The following is a 21,753-nucleotide window of genomic DNA, read 5'->3' as shown; positions in this document are numbered from 1 at the left end:
GTTTTGAAAGTGATGTAGTTTTACATAATTAGGGTGGTACCGCGGAGCATGAGATTTCGTCCCTTTTATTTTAGGGGTGTTTTTTTATGTTCTTTTTTATTACTTAGTAAAACTATAAAAATAAAAATATCTAGACTAAAGATTAGTTTTTTATATTACTAATTTTAAAAGTCTATAGTATAAATACATAAATATGGAGGAAGATATTATGAAGTTCATGGGAGCAAATGAATTAAGAGAAAAATATTTAAGCTTTTTTGAGAGCAAAGGTCATTTAAGATTACAATCATTTCCGTTAGTACCTAAAAATGATAAGAGTTTATTATTAATAAATGCAGGTATGGCACCACTTAAACCTTATTTTACAGGTTTAGAAGAACCACCAAAAAGAAGAATAACAACTTGTCAAAAGTGTATAAGAACTGGTGATATAGAGAATGTTGGTAAAACATCAAGACATGGTACTTTTTTTGAAATGCTAGGAAATTTTTCTTTTGGAGATTATTTTAAAGCTGAAATAATTCCTTGGGCTTGGGAGTTTATAACAGAAACTTTAGGTATTCCAAAGGATAAGTTATATGTAACTATATATTTAAATGATGATGAAGCTTATGATATTTGGACTAGCAAAACAGATGTTGATCCAAGTAGAATATTTAGATTAGGAAAAGATGATAACTTCTGGGAAATAGGAGTAGGTCCTTGTGGTCCTTGTACAGAGATTCACTTTGATAGAGGAGAAGGAAAAGTTGAAACTGTAGAAGAATTTTTAGAAGCTTCAGATTCTGATAGAGTAGTTGAGTTTTGGAATTTAGTTTTCACTCAATTTGATAAAGATGAGGAAGGAAACTACAATGAATTAGCACAAAAGAATATAGATACAGGAATGGGCTTAGAAAGAATAGCTACAATAATGCAAGGTGTAGATAATATTTTTGAAATAGATACAGTAAAAAATATATTAAATAAAGCTTGTGAATTAACAAAGGCTAAATATGGTGAGGATAAGGATAAAGATGTATCTTTAAGAATAATAACTGACCATGGAAAAAGTGTTACATTCTTAATATGTGATGGAGTTCAACCATCAAATGAAGGTAGAGGATATGTTTTAAGAAGACTTTTAAGAAGAGCTGCTAGACATGGAAGACTTTTAGGAGTTAAAGGTATATTCTTAAATGAAATGGTTGATGCTGTAGTTGATAATTATGGTGAGGCTTATCCAGAGTTAAAAGAAAAAGCTGATTATATAAAGAAAATAATTAAATTAGAAGAAGAAAGATTTAATGAAACAATAGATTCAGGTATGGATATTCTTATGGGATATATATCAGAAATGGAAGAAAAAAATGAGAAGGTTTTATCAGGAGCTAAAGCTTTCAAATTATATGATACTTATGGTTTTCCATTAGAACTTACTCAAGAGATATTAGAAGAAAAAGGATTAGAGTTAGATATTGAAAACTTTAATAAAGAAATGAAAGAGCAAAGAGAAAGAGCTAGAAATGCAAGAGGAGAAAGCAGCTACATGGGAAGTGAAGAAAGTCCTGTAAATAAAGTAGATGCTAGAATAGTTACTGAATTTGATGGATATGTTAATTTAGAGCTTAATTCAAAAGTTATAGTTTTAGGTAATAATGAAGAATTCAAATCAGAGCTTACTGAAGGAGAAGAAGGATTCTTATTAACTGACAAAACACCATTTTATGCTGAGATGGGAGGTCAAGTTGGCGATAAAGGAAATATAACTTCAGAAACAGGTATGGCAATAGTTACAGATTGTAAGAAAAATGTAGGTGGAAAATTTGTTCATTATATTAAAGTTATAGAAGGAACATTAAAAGAAGGTCAAGAGGTTAATTTATCAGTTGATGCTTCAAGAAGAGCTAATATATGCAAAAACCACACAGCTACACATATGTTACATGAAGCTTTAAAAGAAGTATTAGGCGATCATGTAAATCAATCTGGTTCATATGTTGACGAAGAAAGATTAAGATTTGACTTTACTCATTTTGCAGCTTTAACAGAAGAAGAACTTGAAAAGGTTGAGTTATTAGTAAATGAAAAGATAATGACTGTATCTATAGTTGATACAAAGGAAATGTCTTTAGATGAAGCTAAAAATAGTGGAGCAACATGTCTTTTTGATGAAAAGTATGCTGAAAAAGTAAGAGTTGTTTCTGTTGGAGATTTCTCAAAGGAATTATGTGGAGGAACTCATGTATCAAATTCTGGAGAAATAGGATTATTTAAAATTGTTTCAGAATCAGGAGTTGCTGCGGGTATAAGAAGAATAGAGGCAGTTACAGGAATAAGTGCCTTAAGATTTATGGAACTTAAAAATAGTATGCTTAAAGAAGCAGCTTCAATGCTTAAGTGTAACGAAAAAGATATAACAAAGAGAATAAAAGCACAAGCTAATGAATTAAAAGAAAAAGATAAAGAAATAGCAGAACTTAAGGCTAAGTTAGTTCAAGGTGCTGAAGATGATATATTAAAAGACAAGGTTATAATAAATGATATTGAATTAGTTACAGCTAAATTAAAAGATGTTGATGGAAATTCTTTAAGAGATTTAGCTGATAAAGTTAGAAATAAATTAAATAATGGAATAGTTGTTTTAGCAAGTGATAATGCAGGAAAAGTTAATTTAGTAGCTATGGCAACTAAAAATTCATTAGCTAATGGAGTTCATTGTGGAAAGGTAATAAAAGAAGTTGCTGCAGTTGTAGGCGGCGGCGGAGGTGGAAGACCTGATATGGCCCAAGCTGGTGGAAAAAATCCAGAAAATATAGATAAAGCCTTAGAAAAAGCAAAAGAAGTTGTAGAATTACTTGTAAAATAGTTGTACTTTTTTGCGAATATAGTTTATAATGATTATAAAGTTAAAGCGTGAATAAAAACTAATTTAAAAGATAATAATATATGTAAATATATAATTAAAATATATTTACTGTAAGGGGGTGAAGCTGCTAGTAAGCAGCATGTTATGAGTAACAATTTTGACCACACAATGCAGTTCGATTTTAGTAAAAATAAGGAAGATTTAACTAAATCAATATTAACTGATGTATACAACTCACTAAAGGAAAAAGGCTATAACCCGGTTAATCAGCTAGTTGGATACTTAATTTCAGGTGACCCTACTTACATCACTAATTACAACGGGGCAAGAGCTTTAGTAAGGAAACTGGAAAGAGATGAAATACTTGAAGAAGTTATAAAATCTTATCTAGAGATAAAATAACAAAGAGTGCCCGAGAGGGTACTCTTTCGTTTATATAAGGAGATTCAATGAGAATTTTAGGTTTAGATATCGGAAGTAAGACAATAGGAGTTGCAGTTAGTGATCCTTTAGGATGGACAGCTCAAGGTGTAACAACTATAAAAAGAGATTGCTACACTAAGGATGTAGAAGCGGTCATGAAAATATGCAAAGAGTATGGAGTAGAAACTATAGTTGCAGGAATGCCAAAGAATATGAATGGAACTATAGGACCATCAGGTGAGATGGTTAAGAATTTATGTGAGCAAATTGAAAAGTCTTTTAATGGAAAAATAGAATTTTGGGATGAAAGATTAACAACAGTTGCAGCACATAGGGCAATGTTAGAGGCAGATTTATCAAGAGCTAAAAGAAAAAAAATAGTCGATAAAATAGCGGCTACTTATATATTACAAGGATACTTAGATAGAATATCAAAATAAAAGGAGAAGTTTAAATGAATAATGATTTACAACCAATAGTTTTAGTTGATGAAGAAGGTATAGAAACAACATTTAATGTAGTAACTAAACTAGATATTGAAGATAAAGAGTATTTTTTATTATCACCAGAAGGTGAGGAAGATATAGTTATAGCTATGCAAGTTGTTCAAGATGAAGAAGGAGAAGAAACTTTAGCTCCAGTTGAGAATGATTTTGAAATTGAAATGATAGAAGAAGCTTATGCAACTTTATTCGCAGAAGAAGAATAACGGTAAAGTGAGGTTTTAATATGGCAAATACAGCTTCAGTAGATTTTGATGCTTTAAAGGAAGAATTAAAAAAGAAAGGTTATAAATTAACACCTCAGAGAAGAGCCATAGTAGATACAATAATACACAATGAGGGCAAACACTTAACTGCTGAGGAAATTTATGACGAGGTTAAAAAAGTATGTCCAGAAATTGGATTAGCCACAGTATATAGAACAATAATTCTTCTAGAAGAGATGGGTGTAATCTATAAGTTAGATTTAGAAGATGGGTGTAGTAGATATGAATTAGCTCATGATGATGAAGAACATAGACACCATCATTTAGTTTGTAATAAATGTGGAAAAGTTTTTGAGGTTGAAGCGGATTTATTAGATGAACTAGAAGAAGAAATTGAAACTAAATACGGTTTTGAAATATTAGATCATACAGTAAAGTTTTTCGGAATATGCAAGGATTGTAAAAATGAATAGAGAATTTTTCTCAAATGAGGAAACCTCTTTTATACATAAGCGTACTATTAAAAAAAAGAGGAGGGAAAATATGAAGCGTGAAAAGCTAAAGGTTAAGATTATACCTTTAGGTGGTTTAAATGAGATAGGTAAGAATTTAACTGTTATCGAATTTAAAGATGATATAATTGTAGTCGATTGTGGACTAAAGTTCCCAGACGAAGATATGTTTGGTATTGATATAGTTATTCCAGATGTATCATATCTTATAAAAAATGCAGAAAAAGTTAGAGGAATATTTTTAACTCATGGTCATGAAGACCATATAGGTGCACTACCTTATGTGTTAAAAAATTTAAATGTACCTGTTTATGGAACAAAACTTACTTTAGGAATAGTTGAAACAAAATTAAAAGAACATGGTTTACTAAGTACTACAGAACTTATAAGAGTTAAGCCAAGAGATATTATAAAGTTAAAATCATCATCTGTAGAATTTGTAAAAACAAATCATAGTATAGCAGATTCAGTTGCTATAGCTGTACACACTCCTTTAGGAGTTGTACTTCATACAGGAGATTTTAAAGTTGATTATACTCCAACTGATGGAGAAGTGATGGATTTTGCTAGATTTGCAGAACTAGGAAGAAAAGGAGTTCTTGCAATGATGGCAGATTCTACTAATGTAGAAAGACCAGGATATACAATGTCAGAAAGGTCAGTAGGAGAAAATTTAAAGAAAATTTTTATAGGAGCAAAGGGAAGAATAATAATAGCTACATTTGCTTCTAATATTCATAGAATACAGCAAATTGTTGAAGCTGCTGAAATGACAGGAAGAAAAATTGCTGTTTCCGGAAGAAGTATGGAAAATATAGTTCAAGTAGCTATAGAATTAGGATATTTAAATATAGATAAGGAATCTTTTATAAGTATAGATTCTATAAATAGATATCCAAATGAACAAGTTACTATAATAACTACAGGAAGTCAAGGAGAGCCAATGTCAGCTTTAGCTAGAATGGCATCTTCAGAGCATAAGAAGGTAAATATCATTGAAGGAGATACTGTAATACTTTCTGCAACACCAATACCAGGAAATGAAAAGTTAGTTTCTAAAGTTATTAATCAACTTTTCAAAAAAGGTGCAGAAGTAATTTATGGTAAATTAGCAGATGTTCATGTATCAGGTCATGCTTGTCAAGAAGAATTAAAACTTATGCAAGCTTTAGTTAAACCTAAATTCTTTATACCTGTACATGGAGAATATAGACATCTTAAGCAACATGCTGAATTAGCTGTTGATTTAGGTCTTCCAGAGAAAAATTTCATGATTGCTGAAAACGGAGATGTTATTGAAGTTACAAGAGATTCTATTAAAAAGAATGGATCTGTTACATCAGGACAAATATTTGTTGATGGTCTTGGAGTAGGTGATGTAGGAAACATAGTATTGAGAGATAGAAAACATCTTTCTCAAGATGGAATTCTTACAGTAGTTGTTACTATTTCTAAAGAAAGTGCTTCTGTTGTAGCAGGACCAGATATTATCTCAAGAGGTTTTGTCTATGTAAGAGAATCAGAAGATTTAATGGATGATGCTAAAGAAATAGTAAAAGAAGTTTTAAGAGATTGTGAAAAGAAAGGTATCTGCGATTGGGCTACTATGAAATCAAATATAAGAGATGGCCTAAGAAGTTTCCTTTATGAAAAAACTAAGAGAAAACCAATGATATTACCAATAATAATGGAAATATAAAAAAATTAGATTATAATACAGAATGTAACTGTTTAAGTAAAAATGTTGTGTTGACTTTTTTTTCTCTTAACAGTAGAATCTAATAAGGTAAAGAAAATTGGGTACTTACATAGTATCCAATTTTTTATGCACATAAAATTGGAGGAATAAAATAATGAGTAATGAATTTACAAGAAATGATATTAGAAATATAGCTATAATCGCTCACGTTGACCATGGTAAAACAACTTTAGTTGATGCATTATTAAGACAAAGTAATGTATTTAGATCAAATGAAAAGGTAGAAGAAAGAGTAATGGACTCAAATGATTTAGAAAAAGAAAGAGGTATAACAATTCTTTCAAAAAACACAGCAGTTCATTATAACGGAGTTAAAATAAATATAATAGATACACCAGGTCATGCTGATTTTGGTGGAGAAGTTGAGCGTGTGCTTAAAATGGTAGAGAGTGTATTACTTGTAGTAGATTCTTACGAAGGAGCTATGCCTCAAACAAAATTCGTTTTAAGAAAGGCTCTTGAGTTAGGGTTAAAGCCAATAGTTGTTATAAATAAAATAGACAAACCAGATGCTAGACCAGAAGAAGTTATAGATGAGATTTTTGAACTGTTCTTAGAACTTGGTGCAGATGATGAGCAGTTAGATTTCCCAATAGTTTATGCTTCAGCTAGAGATGGAGTTGCTACTATTGATATAGATGAACCAAAAGATAACATGAAAGATCTATTTGATACTATAATAGAAAAAGTTGAATCACCAAAGGGTTCTTTAGAGGAAAGCTTACAAATGTTAGTTACTACTTTAGATTCAAGTGAATATGTAGGAAAAATTGCTATAGGAAAAATAACTAGAGGAGTAGCTAAGAAAAATCAACAAGCTGCTGTTGTAAGACAAGACGGAACTGTAAGTAAGTTTAAAATTTCAAGTCTTTATACTCATGATGGATTAAAGAGAATAGAAGTTGATGAAGTACAATTAGGAGATATAGTTGCAATAAGTGGTATATCTGATGTAAATATTGGAGAAACTATAACTGATGCACAAAATCCAGAAGGATTACCATTTGTTAAAATAGACGAGCCTACATTAAACATGAACTTTATGGTTAATGATTCACCTTTTGCAGGTAGAGAAGGAGATTTTGTAACTTCAAGACACTTAAGAGATAGATTATTAAAAGAATTAGAAACAAATGTAAGTTTAAAAGTTAAAGAAATAACTCCTGACTGTTTTGAAGTAAGTGGTAGAGGAGAATTACATCTTTCAATACTTATAGAAACTATGAGAAGAGAAGGATATGAATTCCAAGTTTCTAAGCCAAATGTTATAACAAAAATTGATGAAAATGGCGTTAAAGTTGAACCTATAGAACACTTAACTATAGATGTTCCTGAGGAATTTATGGGACCTGTTATGGAAAAATTAGGACCTAGAAAAGCTGAAATGGTAAATATGACTTCAGCCGTTAATGGATATTCAAGATTAGAATTTAAAATACCAGCAAGAGGTCTTATTGGATTTAGAAATGAATTTATGACAGATACAAAAGGTAATGGAATAATGAACCATGTATTTGATGGATTTGAAAAATACAAAGGAGAAATTCCAGGAAGAAGCAGAGGTTCAATTGTAGTATTTGAATCAGGAGAAGCAGTTACATATGGACTATTTAATGCTCAAGAGAGAGGTACTTTATTCATAGAACCAGGAACAGAAGTTTATGCTGGAATGGTTTGTGGAGAGTGTTCAAGAGCTGATGATATAGATGTTAACATATGTAAAAAGAAACAATTAACTAATACAAGATCATCAGGAGCTGATGATGCATTAAAATTAACTCCAGTAAGACAAATGTCTTTAGAGCAATGTTTAGAATTTATAAATAATGATGAATTAGTTGAAGTTACTCCAGTTAACGTAAGAATGAGAAAAAGAATTTTAGATAGTGCTGAAAGAAAGAGAGCTATAAATAGAAGCAAAAAATAATTAATTATTTTAAAATCTACATAATTAATAGGTAGTGAAACAACTTTGTTTTTATAAGAAAAAGTTTTATAATTAGATAAATGGCTAAAAAAAGCCATTTATCTAAAATATAAGGGGGTACTACTGTGAAAAGGCTAAAAAACTCTAAGATTATGGTTTTAGTAACTATATTTCTAATTTTACTTGTGATTAATTTAGCTGTCTTTGTAGTAAAATATAATTCTATACAAGAAAGCCCTTTAAAATCTAATAAACCTGAAATAACTTTCAAAGTTAATGAGGGTGAATCACTAAATGGACTATTTCAAAGGTTAAAGGATGAGGATATACTTAGAAGTTCTTTCTTTTCTAAGATATATATAAAGTTTAACAGTGTTAATGAGTGCATAAAACCAGGTACATATACTGTAAATAGTGATATAAGTTTTAAAGACCTTTTAACTGTATTAATTGAAGGGAAGGTTTCAGAATCAAAAATAACTTTTCCTGAAGGATATACTGTAGAGGATATAGCTAAAAAATTAGAAGAATCTAATGTATGCACAAAGGATGAGTTTTTAAAGGTAGTAAAAGAGTATCCGTTACCATCTTATATAAAGCCTAATAGTGAAAGAAAATATGAATTAGAAGGATTTTTATTCCCAGATACATATGCAATTCCTAAGGGAACAACGCCAAAAGAAATAATTGCTATGATGCTTAATAGATTTGAAGAGGTAATTAATGAGATACAAAGTCAATTAAAAATTACTATTCCAAAAGAAGATTATGAAAAGTATGTAATAGTAGCTTCAATGGTTGAAAAAGAAGCTAGAGACGATAGTGAACGTAGAGAAATTGCATCTGTTATATATAATAGGCTTGAAAAAGGTATGCCATTACAAATAGATGCTACAGTTTTATATGCTTTAGGTGAGCATAAAGATACTGTTTTATATAAAGATTTAAAGGTGGATTCACCTTATAATACATACAAAAATAAAGGGCTTCCAGTAGGGCCTATATGTAATCCAGGAAAACCTTCACTTTTAGCTGCTATAGACCCAGCTAAAACAGATTACATATATTATTTATTGAATCCATCCAATAATAAGCACTATTTTACTAATAGCTATGATGATTTTTTAGCTAAGAAAAAAGAATTTGGATACTAAAATTTGGAGGATCAAATGAGTGGAGTAACCTTTGAATATATGGAAAAGTATCTTAGAGAACTTATTCCAGATAGAAATGATGAATTAAAAAAATTAGAGGATTTTGCAAAAGAAAATAAAGTTCCCATAATACAAAAGGAAGGTGCTAAATTCCTTGAGTTTATGGTTTCTATGAATAAACCAAAGAAAATATTAGAATTAGGGACAGCTATAGGATATTCTTCTATTCTTATGAATAAGGCATGTAATGGAAATTGTCATATTATAACTATTGAAAGAGATGATAATATGATAAAATATGCTAAAGAAAATATTAAAAATTTTGGTTTAGAAGAAAAAATTAATATTTTACAGGGAGATTGCTTAGAAATTTTACAAAGTCTTGATGAAAAATTTGATATGATATTTATGGATGCTGGTAAAGGACATTATAATCATTTTTTACCAGAATGTTTAAGACTTTTAAAAGAAGATGGAATTATAATAGCAGATAATGTTTTGTTTAGAGGAATGGTTGCTTCTGATGACTTAGTAAAGAGAAGAAAAATAACTATTGTTAAAAGAATGAGAAAGTATTTAGAAATGGTTTCAAAGGATGAAAATTTAATAACAACTGTTATTCCTATGGGAGATGGAATTGCGTTAACTAAGAGGAGGTAGCAAAACATGAGAAAACCAGAAATATTAGCACCAGCAGGGAGCTTAGAAAAATTAAAAACAGCAATTGATTTTGGAGCAGATGCAGTTTATATTGGAGGAAGCAAACTTAATTTAAGAGCTTTTGCTGATAACTTTACAAATGAACAAATTGCAGAAGGAGTAAAATATGCTCACGATAGAGGAAAAAAAGTTTATGTTACTATGAATGTATTTCCTCATAATTCAGATTTAGAAGGACTAGAAGAATATATTGTAGGACTTTACGAATTAAATGTAGATGCAATAATTGTTTCAGACCCATCAATAATAATGACTGCAAAGGAAGTTGCGCCAGATTTAGAAATTCACTTAAGTACTCAAGCAAACAATGTAAACTGGAAATCAGCTAAGTTTTGGCATAGCTTAGGAGTTAAAAGAATTGTTTTAGCTAGAGAACTTAGTTTTAAAGAGATTAAAAAAATACATGATAACCTACCAGAAGATTGTGATTTAGAAGCTTTTGTTCATGGTTCAATGTGTATGGCTTATTCAGGAAGATGTTTAATATCAAATTATATGACAGGAAGAGATTCAAATAGAGGGGCTTGTTCTCAAGCATGTAGATATAAGTACTATTTAATGGAAGAAAAGAGACCAGGAGAATACTTCCAAGTTATAGAAGATGATAAAGGTACATATATAATGAATTCTAAGGATTTATGTATGATAGAATACATACCAGACCTTGTAAAAAGTGGTATATACTCTTTTAAGATAGAAGGAAGAATGAAAAGCCCATACTATGTAGCTGCAATTGTTAAAGCTTATAGAGAAGCTTTAGATAAGTATTGGGAAAATCCAGAGGAATATGAATTTGATCAAAAATTAATGGATAACCTTTTAAAGGTTAGTCATAGAAGATATCATACAGGATTCTATTTTGGAAAATCAGGAGAGCAAGTTTATGAATCATCCTCTTATATAAGAGATTATGATATTGTAGGTGTTGTTAGAGCTTATGATGAAGAAAGTAAGATAGCAACTATAGAACAAAGAAATAGATTATTCGAAGGAGATACTGTAGAAGTTTTAACTCCTGTTGGAGATTATTATGAAATCCAAATGAATGATATGAAAAATGAAAAAGATGAAAAAATAGATGTTGCTAACAGAGCTCAAATGATATTTAAAGTTAAAGTAGATAAGCCTGTAAAGGTAAATGATATGTTAATTAAGTGCAAGGAGGCTAACAGCTAATGAAAAGACCAATTTTTATAGGAATAACAGGAGGCACTGGCTCAGGTAAAAGTACAATAGCTAAGGAGATATATAGACAATTTGGTGAAGATTGTATAGCAATGATAGAACAAGATTCATACTATAAAGATCAAAGCCATTTATCAATGGAAGATAGAGTTAAAACTAACTATGACCATCCAAATGCTTTTGATAATAATCTTTTAGTTTCTCATTTAGAATCACTTTTAAATGGACATTCTATACAAAAACCTAGTTATGATTTCTCTATACATAATAGAGTAGAAGAAACAACTAAGGTTGAGCCTAAGGAAATTGTTATTGTAGAAGGAATATTAATTTTAGAAGACCCAAGAATAAGAGAGCTTCTAGATATAAAGATTTATGTTGATACAGATGCTGATGTTAGAATCATAAGAAGAATGGTCAGAGATATAAACGAAAGAGGAAGAACTATGGAGTCTGTTATAAATCAGTACTTAAATGTAGTTAAGCCTATGCATAATCAGTTTACAGAACCTACAAAGAAGTTTGCTGATATAATAATACCAGAAGGTGGACATAATAAAGTAGCTATAGATATTATTGTTGCAAAAATAAAAGAGGTTTTAGGAAAATACGAGTAGAATAATAAAATTATTAAGTTGAATAAAACATTCCCTCTTTGGTTAAAATTTACCAAAGAGGGGGTGTTTTTTTGTTTAATAATGAAAGAAGAAAAAGAATAATAAAAAAAAGATTAATAGGTTTGATTTCAATTTTTTTATGTATTTTAGTTTTACTAGAAGCTAGAGTTTACTATGTGCAAAAAAAATATAGTACGAGGGAAACTGGTGTTTTTAAGGGTAATCATAAACAAATTGAGCAAATATCTGATTTAAATTATGAACTTTTGGATAGAAAGGGAGAAGAAATCTATGAATATGAAAAAAAATATAAAGTTGTCATAGATTCTATGGCTTTTAGATTAAATAATTTAAATCAAAACTTAGAAAATATTATAGCTTTTAATTATATTATGAAAAGTGAAGATAAAGATTTTTCTTTTGATGAAGTAGTTAAAAGTGGAGGAAAATTATATTACGATATTTCTAAAGATAATTTTAAAAAAATAAATAGTTTAAATAAAATAAAAGGTGTTTATACCTTTGAAACTAAGGAAAAGAAAAAAGATGAGATATGGAAAATAGAAAATATTATAACTTCAAACAAGGGGTTTGCCTTAGTAGAAGATGAAATGAAAAAATTAAAGACTAAAGAGGTGGAGAAAGAAGAAACTTCCTTAGAAGGAATTATAAATAAAGAATTAGAAAATAATAAAAATTTTGAAGTTATTTTTGAAAGAGATAATGATGGTATTTATAATGAAGGGATATATAATATACCAAAGGAAAATTTAAATTTAAAACTTACTTTAGATAATGATTTTCAAGAAAAAATAAGAAATATATTGCAAAAGGAAGAATATAAAAGTTTTCAAAATATAGGGGTAGTGTTAATTGATAGTATAAGTGGTGAAATATTATCCTTAGCTCAAAAAAATGAGGCTTCTCCTAATGTTGTTTTAGGTTCTGGAAGTATTAAAGGATATGAAGCAGGTTCTATTTTTAAGATTTTAACCTTAGAAGCGGCTATGGAGAAAGAGGGAATAGATATTTTAGATGAATTAAGATGCGATGGTCTTGTTTGTAAAAAAGAAAAAATCCATGGTACCATAAGCATAAAAAAAGCCTTTGAGGTTTCTTGTAATGATGTTTTTTCAAGATTAGGAGCTAAGGTTGGAACAAAAAATCTTTTAGAATTTTCTAAAGAACAAGGAGTTTTTTCTCCTGTTTTAGGTTTAGACGAAAGAACTGGCATGGAAAGTAAGGGGTATGTTCCTGAAAATGTAAGCATAACAAATTTATCTATAGGACAATCTATGCAGAGTAATTTAATACAAATGGCAGGAATTATAGCTCCTATAGTAAATGATGGATATTATGTAAAGCCATATATAGTAAAAAACCTTGAAAATAGAAAGGGAGAAATTAAAAAAGTTTTTAAAGAGGAAAAAAGAGAAGTTATATCTAAAGATACAGCAAATTCTTTGAAAAATCTTATGAGGTCAACAGTTACTGAGGGAACTGCTAATATTGCAAAAATTGAAGGCGTTGAGGTAGGAGCAAAAACAGGTACTGCTGAAACTTCAGGAAATGAACTTCATGGATGGTTTTTAGGTTATTTTGAAAAGGAAGGAAAATATTATACCTTAGGAGTTATGGTTCCTAATATAAAAAATGTTTATGAAGATAGGAAAGCAGGAGGAGGAAATACAGCAGGACCTATTTTTAGAGATATAGTTTTGGAACTTACGAAAAAATAAAAAAATTGGCAATATTTTAAACCATCATTTCATATTATTATAATAAGCATTAGTAGGGGGAACAAAATGTTCATGTTACAATACTTATTAGAATTGATTGGTAGTAAAATATTTTTAACTGGTTATGTAACAGGAAACTCAACTTTTCCAAAGCCTTTAAATGAAGAGGAAGAAAAATTTTATCTAAAAAAATTAAAAGATGGGGACCTTGAGGCAAAAAGAGTATTAGTTGAAAGGAATTTACGATTAGTTGCCCATGTAGTTAAAAAATTTTCATCAAATTATCAAAATGCAAAGGATATAGATGATTTAATATCTATAGGAAGTATAGGATTAATAAAAGCTATAGATTCCTTTGATATGAATAAAGGAATAAGATTAGCTACCTATGCAGCAAAATGTATAGAAAATGAAATACTTATGTTTTTTAGAAATAGTAAAAAAACAAAGGCAGAAGTTTTTCTCCAAGACCCTGTAGGTATTGATAAGGAAGGAAATGAAATTCTTTATATTGATATTTTAAGTAGTGATTCAGATTCAGTTCTAGAATCCGTTGAAAATGCATTACAACTTAAAGCTTTATATAAAAAAATGTGTGAAGTTTTAACAGAAAGAGAAAAAAATATAATTGAAATGAGATATGGTCTTTTAGATGGAGAAATAAAAACACAAAGAGAAATAGCTAGTATTTTAGGAATTTCTAGGTCTTATGTGTCAAGAATAGAAAAAAAGGCTTTGAAAAAATTAAATAAGGAATTTAAATATTAATTGAAGTTTAAGAAAATGTATAAAAATAAATAAGTTTTATAAATTTATGGAATTGATATATTATATGGTTTATAATATTTATTATACAATAAAAAGGTATGTTCTTTTATAAATAATTTGTTCATTTCTTTTGAAATGAACAAATTATTTATTAAGAATTAGTTTAGGAGGAGATTTATGCAAAGCTTAGAAGAACTTTTAAAATTAACAATTAAAGAAGGTGCATCTGATTTGCATTTAACAGTAGGTATTTCTCCTATAATAAAAGTTAATGGTAAATTAATAAGGTTAGGAGATAAGATACTGTCTCCTGAGGATACAGAAACCTACGCAAAAGAAATTTTAAAAGAAGAGTATAATAAATATTATGAAATAGGAGAATTTGATACCTCTTATTCAATACATGGTAGTGGAAGATTTAGAGTTAACATATATAAGCAAAGAAATAGCACGGCTTTAGCTATAAGAGTTATTTCTTCATCTATGCCAACTTTAGATAAATTAGGATATCCTAGTATTTTAAAAGATATATGTAAATTAAAAAGAGGTCTTGTTTTAGTAACTGGTCCTACAGGAAGTGGAAAAAGTACAACCTTAGCTGCTTTAATAAATGAAATAAATAAAACTAGAGAATCTCATATAATAACTATAGAAGACCCTATAGAGTTTCTTCATAAACATAATAAATCTATTGTAAATCAAAGAGAGATTGGAAAAGATACTTTAAGTTATAAAAGTGCCTTAAAAGCAGCTTTAAGAGAGGACCCAGATGTTATTTTAATTGGAGAAATGAGAGATTTAGAAACAATTTCTACAGCTATAACAGCAGCAGAAACTGGACATTTAGTATTTTCTACTGTTCATACATTAGGTGCTTCTAAGACAATAGATAGAATAGTAGATGTGTTTCCGCCACATCAGCAAGAACAGATAAAAATACAATTATCATCTGTTTTGCAAGCTATAATATCTCAACAACTAGTAGAAACAGTTGAAGGGGATAGAACAGCTGCTTTAGAGATAATGGTAGCAACTCCAGCTATAAAAAATTTAATAAGAGAAGGAAAAACTCATCAAATAGAGTCAGCTATGCAAACTGGAAGCAAATATGGTATGAAAACAATGGATATAGACTTAGCAAGATTGTATAAAGAAGGTATAATAACTAAGGAAACTGCTTTAAATGCTTCTGTAGATAAAGAGATTTTAAGTCGATTATTGATGTATTAATTATAGAGGGAATTTTAAGTTCTAATAGAATATATATATTAGCACAATTTTTAGATAGGGAGGTACACATAGAAAAAATGTCTAAAAACATAGTGGGTCTAGATATTGGAAACAGAAACCTTTGCGCAGTTTTAGCAGGGGAGAATGAAAATGAAGAATTTGAAGTATTAGATTTTGTAGTAAAAGATTTAAATGGTGTATCTAAAGGTAAAATCATAGAAGAAGAAGAGGTTATAAAAACCATAAAAGAATGTCTAAAGGAACTTGAAGAAAAGGTAGGAGTTAAGATTCAAGGAATTTACTTGTCTTTAAAAAATAAAGATTGTAAAATGGTTGAAAACAAAGGATATTCTTATACAGATAATGAAGACTCTTTAGTTTTTAAAGAAAATATAGAGGAAGCTTATATAGAAGGTAGAACTTTAAAAATTCCAGAGGAAGAGTGTGTAGCAGATAGTGCTATAAATTCTTTTTATGCAGAAGAATTCGGATTTATTGAAAATCCTATAGGTTTTAAAGTAGAGAGAATAGAAATTAATGAAGATTTAATTATTGCACCAAAGGAAAAAATAAGTGCATTAAAAAAAGTTGTTTTAGAAGCTGGGTATGAAGTTTTAGGAACAATATCCTTAGGTTTTGGTTTTAAAAATATATTTTTAAATGAAAAAACAGAAGCTTCTAATGTTGCTATTATAGATGTTGGGGCAGAAGAAACTCAAATTTATGGATATAAGGGAAATACACTAAAATTTATAGACTACATACCTTTAGGTGGTAGAAATATAAGTAAAGATTTAGCTATTTGTCTATCTATATCAGAAGAAGAAGCAGAAAGATTAAAATTGAAATATTCTTCAAAATATTATAGTATTAGAAAGGATTATAATAACATTTCCTTTGAGGAGCACATATTAGATACCTATTTAATTCATGATATTATAGATGCAAGATTAAGTGAGATGGTAGAATTAGTTAATAAAAAAATGATAGAAGGGGATATTCTAAATACTACAGATATGATAATATTAACTGGTGATGGAATTAGTTATTATGAACATATTAAGGAAAGAATAGAGTATATAACTGATAAGGATGTAAGAATTTTCACTAAAAAGCAATTTTTATTTGACAATTCTTCAATAATTAATGCAATTAGTATTGTTAAAGAGGTATATGATAGGTTAAAATTAATATGTGATGAAGAGTTGCTTTCAGGAAGAAAGGTAACGTTTGATAAAGAAAATAAAAGTGAAAATAAAAGTGTAAAGAAGAGAGGGCTTTCCAAAATAATGGCGTTCTTAGAGGAGCTTTTTTAAAGGAGGAATTAGTTTGTTAGATTTTGATGTAGATATACAATCATTTACTAATATTAAGGTAATCGGATGTGGAGGCGGAGGCGGAAACGCTGTTAATAGGATGATTCAAGAAGGATTAAGAGATGTTGAATTTATTGCTATAAATACAGATAAACAAGCCTTAACATTATCGCATGCTCAAAATAAAATTCAAATCGGGGATAAACTTACAAAGGGACTAGGTGCAGGAGCAAATCCAGAAATAGGGAAAAAAGCTGCTGAAGAAAGTAGAGATGAAATAACAGAGGCTATATCAGGAGCTGATATGGTATTTATAACTGCTGGAATGGGCGGTGGTACTGGTACAGGAGCAGCACCAGTAGTTGCTGAGATAGCTAAGTCTATGGGAATATTAACAGTAGGTATAGTTACTAAACCTTTCCCATTTGAGGGTAGAAGAAGAATGACTCATGCAGAGATGGGAATTGCAAATTTAAAAGAAAAGGTTGATACATTAGTTACTATACCAAATGAAAGACTTTTATCAATGGTAGATAAGAAAACTACTTTGTTAGAATCTTTTAAGAAAGCTGATGATGTTTTAAGACAAGGTGTACAAGGTATATCAGACCTTATAACTAATCCTGGATTAATAAACTTAGACTTTGCAGATGTTAGAGCCGTTATGTTAGACAAAGGTTTAGCTCATATGGGAGTTGGATATGGTAAAGGTGAAACAAGAGCACAAGATGCTGCAAGAGAAGCTATATCATCTCCATTATTAGAAACTTCAATAGTTGGAGCTACTGGAGTTTTATTAAACGTAACTGGAGATTCTGAATTAGGATTACTAGAGATAAATGAAGCGGCAGAAATAGTACAAGAAGCTGCAGATCCAGATGCTAACATAATATTTGGTACAGTTATTGATGAGTCTTTAAAAGATGAAATAAGAATAACTGTTATAGCAACTGGTTTTGAAAAAGAACGTCAAAGAATGGGTATGGGAGCTCAAGGAGTTTCTAATTCTACAGAGAGTAAGCCTCAAAGAGAAATTGTAACTGAAAGGGTAGAAGAGAGAGTAATAGAAAAAGAAGTTGCTCCATCTTCACAACCTAAAGAAGAAGATAGATATAGTGATGATTTAGAAATACCAATGTTCTTAAGAAGAGGAAGAAGATAATATTTTTAAATCCAAAAAGCACTTATAGTAAAATTACTATAAGTGCTTTTATTTTTTATATTTATATAGATTAATTTTTATAAATTTAATTTTAAAAAGAAAATTTTTTTTAAATAAAATAGATAAAGAGTGAACTTATATTTAATGAATACATTTTCATTACAACAATAGACATGAAAAAAATAATTGTAATATTAAAAAAAATATATATAGTAGAAAATTGTAGAAATATTAAAAAAAAGCACGAGAGAAAATATGCATATGCAATATATAATGACAAAATTTTAGAGAGATAAGCTTTATAATTATAAGTAGGAGTGAGTTTAGTTATGACTGTATATGTTGATATTGTTATATTAGAAAATTTTTTAATTAACTTTTTTCTATTATATTTAACTTTACAAACTTTAAAAGATAAAATAGTTTACAGGAAAATAATATTAGCAGCGTTTTTAGGAGCTATTTATACTGTATTTGTTTTTATACCAAGTTTAAATATACTTACAAGTCTTCCTTTAAAAATGCTTTTTTCTTTAATTATGGTTACCATAATTTTGGAAAAAAGAAATTTAAAGACAATAATAAAAAGATATATAACTTTTTTACTTATAACCTTTGCTTTTTGTGGAGTATGCTTTATGTTCGCATTAATGGAAAATAAGTATGAGATTTCTAAATCTTTTTTTATTTTAGATTATTCAACTAAATCAATTATATTTTCAGTTATTATAAGTTATATATTATTTAGTGTAGTTATGAATTACTTTAAAAATAGAGCAATTATAAATAATTTTATATACGATTTAAGTATAAATGTAAATTCTGAAGTTGTTAATATTAAGGCCTTTTTAGATACAGGCAATGGTCTTGTAGAACCTGCAACATTATTACCTGTGATAATAGTCGAAAGAGAAATATTTAAAGAAATAAACCTAAAAGGAAGAGATAAATTTAAAATACCATATAAAGTTATAGATGGAAGTTCTGGATATATGCAAGGGGTTAAATTTGATGATATAAAGCTTTGTGATATTGATGGAAAAGTTATTACAAGAGATGCTGTTTTATGTTTTTGTGATAATAAGTTAAGCAAAGAGGGAGAGTATGAAGCTTTATTATCTAGAGGAATTATATAGGGGTGTGATTAGGTTATGTTAAATATAAGACTTTTACTAAATAAGTTATTTACTAAATTAGATATTATGGTAGAGCCTATTTATTATGTAGGTGGAAATGATGTACTTCCAGCTCCTCTTAGTAAAGAAGAGGAAGAAGAATTAGTTAGTAAGCTAGGGGATAAGGATGAAGCAATTAGAAGTATTTTAATTGAAAGAAATTTAAGACTAGTTGTTTATATTGCTAGAAAGTTTGAAAATACAGGAGTAGGTGTTGAAGATTTAATTTCTGTAGGAACAATTGGACTTATAAAGGCTGTAAATACCTTTAATCCTGAAAAGAAAATAAAACTTGCAACATATGCATCAAGATGTATAGAAAATGAAATTCTTATGTATTTAAGAAGAAACAGTAAGGTTAAAGCAGAGGTTTCTTTTTATGAGCCATTAAATATAGATTGGGATGGAAATGAACTTTTACTTTCAGATATATTAGGGACAGAGGAAGATACTGTTTATAATTTAATAGAAGATGAAGTTGATAAAGAATTACTTTTTACAGCTATGAAAAATCTTTCAAATAGGGAAAAGGAAATTGTTGAATTAAGATTTGGACTATGTGGATATAAAGAAAAAACTCAAAAAGAAGTTGCTGATATGCTAGGAATTTCTCAATCTTATATCTCAAGATTAGAGAAAAAAATAATAAAAAGGTTAAAGAAAGAAATTAACAAGATGATTTAATAGTATAAAATTAACCTCTAAAGGTAATAATTAAAATGCGGAAGGGAATTACTTCAAAGGGGTTGATTTCAATTATGATGATAAATAAAGTAGAAATATGTGGAGTCAATACGGCTAAATTACCAGTTTTAAAAGAAAAAGAAATGAAAGAATTATTACTACAAATGCAAAAAGGCGATAAAGGTGCTAGAGAGAAATTTATTAAGGGGAATCTGAGACTAGTACTTAGCGTAATTCAAAGATTTAATAATAGAGGCGAAAATGTAGATGATTTGTTTCAAGTTGGTTGTATAGGCCTTATGAAATCTATAGATAACTTTGATTTATCACAAAATGTTAAATTTTCAACTTATGCTGTTCCTATGATAATAGGGGAAATAAGAAGGTATTTAAGAGATAACAATACCATAAGAGTAAGTAGGTCATTAAGAGATATAGCTTATAAAGCTTTGCTTGTAAGGGATAAGCTAGTAAATGAAAATAATAAAGAGCCTACTGTATCTCAAATAGCAAAGGAGCTTAAAATTCCTAGGGAGGATGTTGTTTTTGCTTTAGATGCAATTCAAGATCCTGTTTCATTGTTTGAACCTATTTATCATGATGGTGGTGACGCTATATATGTAATGGATCAAATAAGTGATTCAAAAAATCAAGATGACAGTTGGCTTGAGAATATATCTATAAAAGAAGCCATGAAAAAGTTAAATGATAGAGAAAAACTTATATTAAATTTAAGGTTTTTTAATGGAAGAACTCAAATGGAAGTAGCAGAAGAGATTGGAATATCTCAAGCACAAGTTTCAAGGTTGGAAAAAATAGCATTAAAGCATATGAGGAAGTATGTATAGAGCTCAAAGTTTTGAGCTCTATTTTTTATTTTAAAGAAATTTTATGTTTATTAATTAATAAAAGTAAATTTAAAACATATAAATTAATTATAGGAATTAATTTTTAGGAGGAGTTTTTAATGGAAGAAAATTTATTTTCATTGAATAATTTAAGAGCTATGGAAGTTATAGATTTAAGTGAAGGAAAGAAATTAGGTTTAATATCAGATATTAAAATAGATTGTGATGATAGTAGAATATTATCCATTATAATTCCAGGAGAAAAAACATCTTTTTTTAGCAAGTCAGAGGATATAGAAATAGAATGGTCTGATGTTTATAAGGTTGGAGTTGATGTTATACTTATAGATTCAAAAGGGAAAAATATACTAGATGTTCAAAAATATATATAGAAATTAGAATAAAAAGAGGGTATAATATTATTACAACTTAGAGAAAGGCGTGGATTTTAAAATGAGATGTCCTTACTGTTCTTATGAAGAAAGTAAAGTTGTGGATTCTAGATCTGCAGAAGATTACAATGCAATTAGAAGAAGAAGAGAATGTTTAAAATGTTCTAAAAGATACACAACTTATGAAAAGGTAGAAGATATTCCTATTCTTGTTATAAAAAAAGATTTAAGTAGAGAGAGTTTTAATAAAGAAAAAATTATAAGTGGGTTAATAAAAGCCTGTCAAAAAAGGCCAGTTTCTAGAGCTCAAATAGAAGAAATTGCATTAGATATTGAGCGAAACATAAGTAATAAAATGATGGTAGAAATAAAGTCTAATTACATAGGTGAAATGATAATGGAGAGGCTTAAGGAAATAGACGAAGTTTCATATGTAAGATTTGCTTCTGTATATAGACAATTTAAAGATATTAATACCTTTATGGAAGAAATAAAAAGTTTAATGAAATAATTTAAGGGCTACTTTAAAGAAAATTCTTTAAAGTAGCCCTTTGTTTAAATAATTTAACTTGCTTTTAATTTAAT

21 protein-coding genes and 1 other annotated feature (1 of these 22 only partly in view) are annotated in these 21,753 nt (G+C 28.7%); all 21 genes read left to right on the top strand.

The window, feature by feature from the left end; translation table 11 throughout:
* Nucleotides 1-67, top strand: a binding site (T-box leader) (it extends 104 nt beyond the left edge of the window).
* 141 nt (nt 68-208) lie between these two features.
* The 21 genes from alaS (at nt 209) to nrdR (ending at nt 21,679) form a co-directional block, all read left to right on the top strand.
* On the top strand, nt 209-2,848 hold the full coding sequence (gene alaS / locus AC4FRL_RS05005) for an alanine--tRNA ligase (protein ID WP_491139112.1): 2,640 nt from the start codon (nt 209-211) through the stop codon (nt 2,846-2,848).
* A gap of 144 nt (nt 2,849-2,992) precedes the next feature.
* Complete coding sequence (locus AC4FRL_RS05000) at nt 2,993-3,250, top strand: IreB family regulatory phosphoprotein (protein ID WP_003451703.1); 258 nt, start codon at nt 2,993-2,995, stop codon at nt 3,248-3,250.
* Nucleotides 3,251-3,297: 47 nt separating this feature from the next.
* Nucleotides 3,298-3,711 carry a Holliday junction resolvase RuvX gene (ruvX, locus tag AC4FRL_RS04995; protein WP_315632528.1) on the top strand — a complete coding sequence of 138 codons (414 nt, stop codon included), beginning with the start codon at nt 3,298-3,300 and terminating at the stop codon, nt 3,709-3,711.
* 14 nt (nt 3,712-3,725) lie between these two features.
* Nucleotides 3,726-3,980 (top strand): DUF1292 domain-containing protein, encoded by a 255-nt coding sequence (locus AC4FRL_RS04990; RefSeq protein WP_491139111.1) that lies wholly within the window; start codon nt 3,726-3,728, stop codon nt 3,978-3,980.
* Nucleotides 3,981-4,000: 20 nt separating this feature from the next.
* The gene (locus AC4FRL_RS04985) at nt 4,001-4,453 is read left to right on the top strand and encodes a Fur family transcriptional regulator (protein ID WP_491139110.1); all 453 of its coding nucleotides are present in this window, start codon (nt 4,001-4,003) and stop codon (nt 4,451-4,453) included.
* A gap of 70 nt (nt 4,454-4,523) precedes the next feature.
* On the top strand, nt 4,524-6,191 hold the full coding sequence (locus AC4FRL_RS04980; RefSeq protein WP_491139109.1) for a ribonuclease J: 1,668 nt from the start codon (nt 4,524-4,526) through the stop codon (nt 6,189-6,191).
* 154 nt (nt 6,192-6,345) lie between these two features.
* Entirely contained in the window at nt 6,346-8,178 is a 1,833-nt protein-coding gene (gene typA / locus AC4FRL_RS04975; RefSeq protein ID WP_491139108.1) for a translational GTPase TypA, read from the top strand.
* A 125-nt stretch (nt 8,179-8,303) separates the two neighbouring features.
* A complete protein-coding gene (gene mltG, locus AC4FRL_RS04970; RefSeq protein WP_491139107.1) occupies nt 8,304-9,332 on the top strand; it encodes an endolytic transglycosylase MltG in 1,029 nt (342 codons plus the stop codon).
* A 15-nt stretch (nt 9,333-9,347) separates the two neighbouring features.
* Nucleotides 9,348-9,992: an O-methyltransferase gene (locus tag AC4FRL_RS04965; protein ID WP_491139106.1), complete on the top strand. Its 645-nt coding sequence runs from the start codon at nt 9,348-9,350 to the stop codon at nt 9,990-9,992.
* 6 nt (nt 9,993-9,998) lie between these two features.
* Entirely contained in the window at nt 9,999-11,228 is a 1,230-nt protein-coding gene (locus AC4FRL_RS04960; protein ID WP_491139105.1) for a peptidase U32 family protein, read from the top strand.
* Nucleotides 11,228-11,854, top strand: coding sequence for a uridine kinase (gene udk / locus AC4FRL_RS04955; protein ID WP_491139104.1), 627 nt, complete (start codon nt 11,228-11,230; stop codon nt 11,852-11,854). The genes AC4FRL_RS04960 and udk overlap by 1 nt, the downstream gene beginning before the upstream one ends.
* Nucleotides 11,855-11,925: 71 nt before the next feature.
* Nucleotides 11,926-13,593, top strand: coding sequence for a penicillin-binding transpeptidase domain-containing protein (locus AC4FRL_RS04950; protein ID WP_491139103.1), 1,668 nt, complete (start codon nt 11,926-11,928; stop codon nt 13,591-13,593).
* Between the two features lie 66 nt (nt 13,594-13,659).
* Entirely contained in the window at nt 13,660-14,361 is a 702-nt protein-coding gene (gene sigK, locus AC4FRL_RS04945; RefSeq protein ID WP_491139102.1) for an RNA polymerase sporulation sigma factor SigK, read from the top strand.
* Nucleotides 14,362-14,538: 177 nt separating this feature from the next.
* Nucleotides 14,539-15,591 carry a type IV pilus twitching motility protein PilT gene (locus AC4FRL_RS04940; RefSeq protein WP_491139101.1) on the top strand — a complete coding sequence of 351 codons (1,053 nt, stop codon included), beginning with the start codon at nt 14,539-14,541 and terminating at the stop codon, nt 15,589-15,591.
* A gap of 77 nt (nt 15,592-15,668) precedes the next feature.
* Complete coding sequence (locus AC4FRL_RS04935) at nt 15,669-16,907, top strand: cell division FtsA domain-containing protein (protein ID WP_491139100.1); 1,239 nt, start codon at nt 15,669-15,671, stop codon at nt 16,905-16,907.
* A gap of 13 nt (nt 16,908-16,920) precedes the next feature.
* The gene (gene ftsZ / locus AC4FRL_RS04930) at nt 16,921-18,069 is read left to right on the top strand and encodes a cell division protein FtsZ (protein ID WP_491139099.1); all 1,149 of its coding nucleotides are present in this window, start codon (nt 16,921-16,923) and stop codon (nt 18,067-18,069) included.
* Nucleotides 18,070-18,398: 329 nt separating this feature from the next.
* A complete protein-coding gene (gene spoIIGA / locus AC4FRL_RS04925) occupies nt 18,399-19,205 on the top strand; it encodes a sigma-E processing peptidase SpoIIGA (RefSeq protein WP_491139098.1) in 807 nt (268 codons plus the stop codon).
* A gap of 15 nt (nt 19,206-19,220) precedes the next feature.
* On the top strand, nt 19,221-19,928 hold the full coding sequence (sigE, locus tag AC4FRL_RS04920) for an RNA polymerase sporulation sigma factor SigE (protein ID WP_491139097.1): 708 nt from the start codon (nt 19,221-19,223) through the stop codon (nt 19,926-19,928).
* 74 nt (nt 19,929-20,002) lie between these two features.
* The gene (gene sigG / locus AC4FRL_RS04915) at nt 20,003-20,776 is read left to right on the top strand and encodes an RNA polymerase sporulation sigma factor SigG (RefSeq protein ID WP_491139096.1); all 774 of its coding nucleotides are present in this window, start codon (nt 20,003-20,005) and stop codon (nt 20,774-20,776) included.
* 119 nt (nt 20,777-20,895) lie between these two features.
* Entirely contained in the window at nt 20,896-21,168 is a 273-nt protein-coding gene (locus tag AC4FRL_RS04910) for a YlmC/YmxH family sporulation protein (RefSeq protein ID WP_491139095.1), read from the top strand.
* Nucleotides 21,169-21,229: 61 nt separating this feature from the next.
* The gene (gene nrdR / locus AC4FRL_RS04905) at nt 21,230-21,679 is read left to right on the top strand and encodes a transcriptional regulator NrdR (protein ID WP_491139524.1); all 450 of its coding nucleotides are present in this window, start codon (nt 21,230-21,232) and stop codon (nt 21,677-21,679) included.
* The last annotated feature ends 74 nt before the right edge of the window (nt 21,680-21,753 follow it).

Source organism: Clostridium sp. TJA032, from assembly GCF_058310275.1.
Note: the sequence above shows the minus strand (reverse complement) of the source record. Positions and strands in the feature narration are given on the sequence as shown.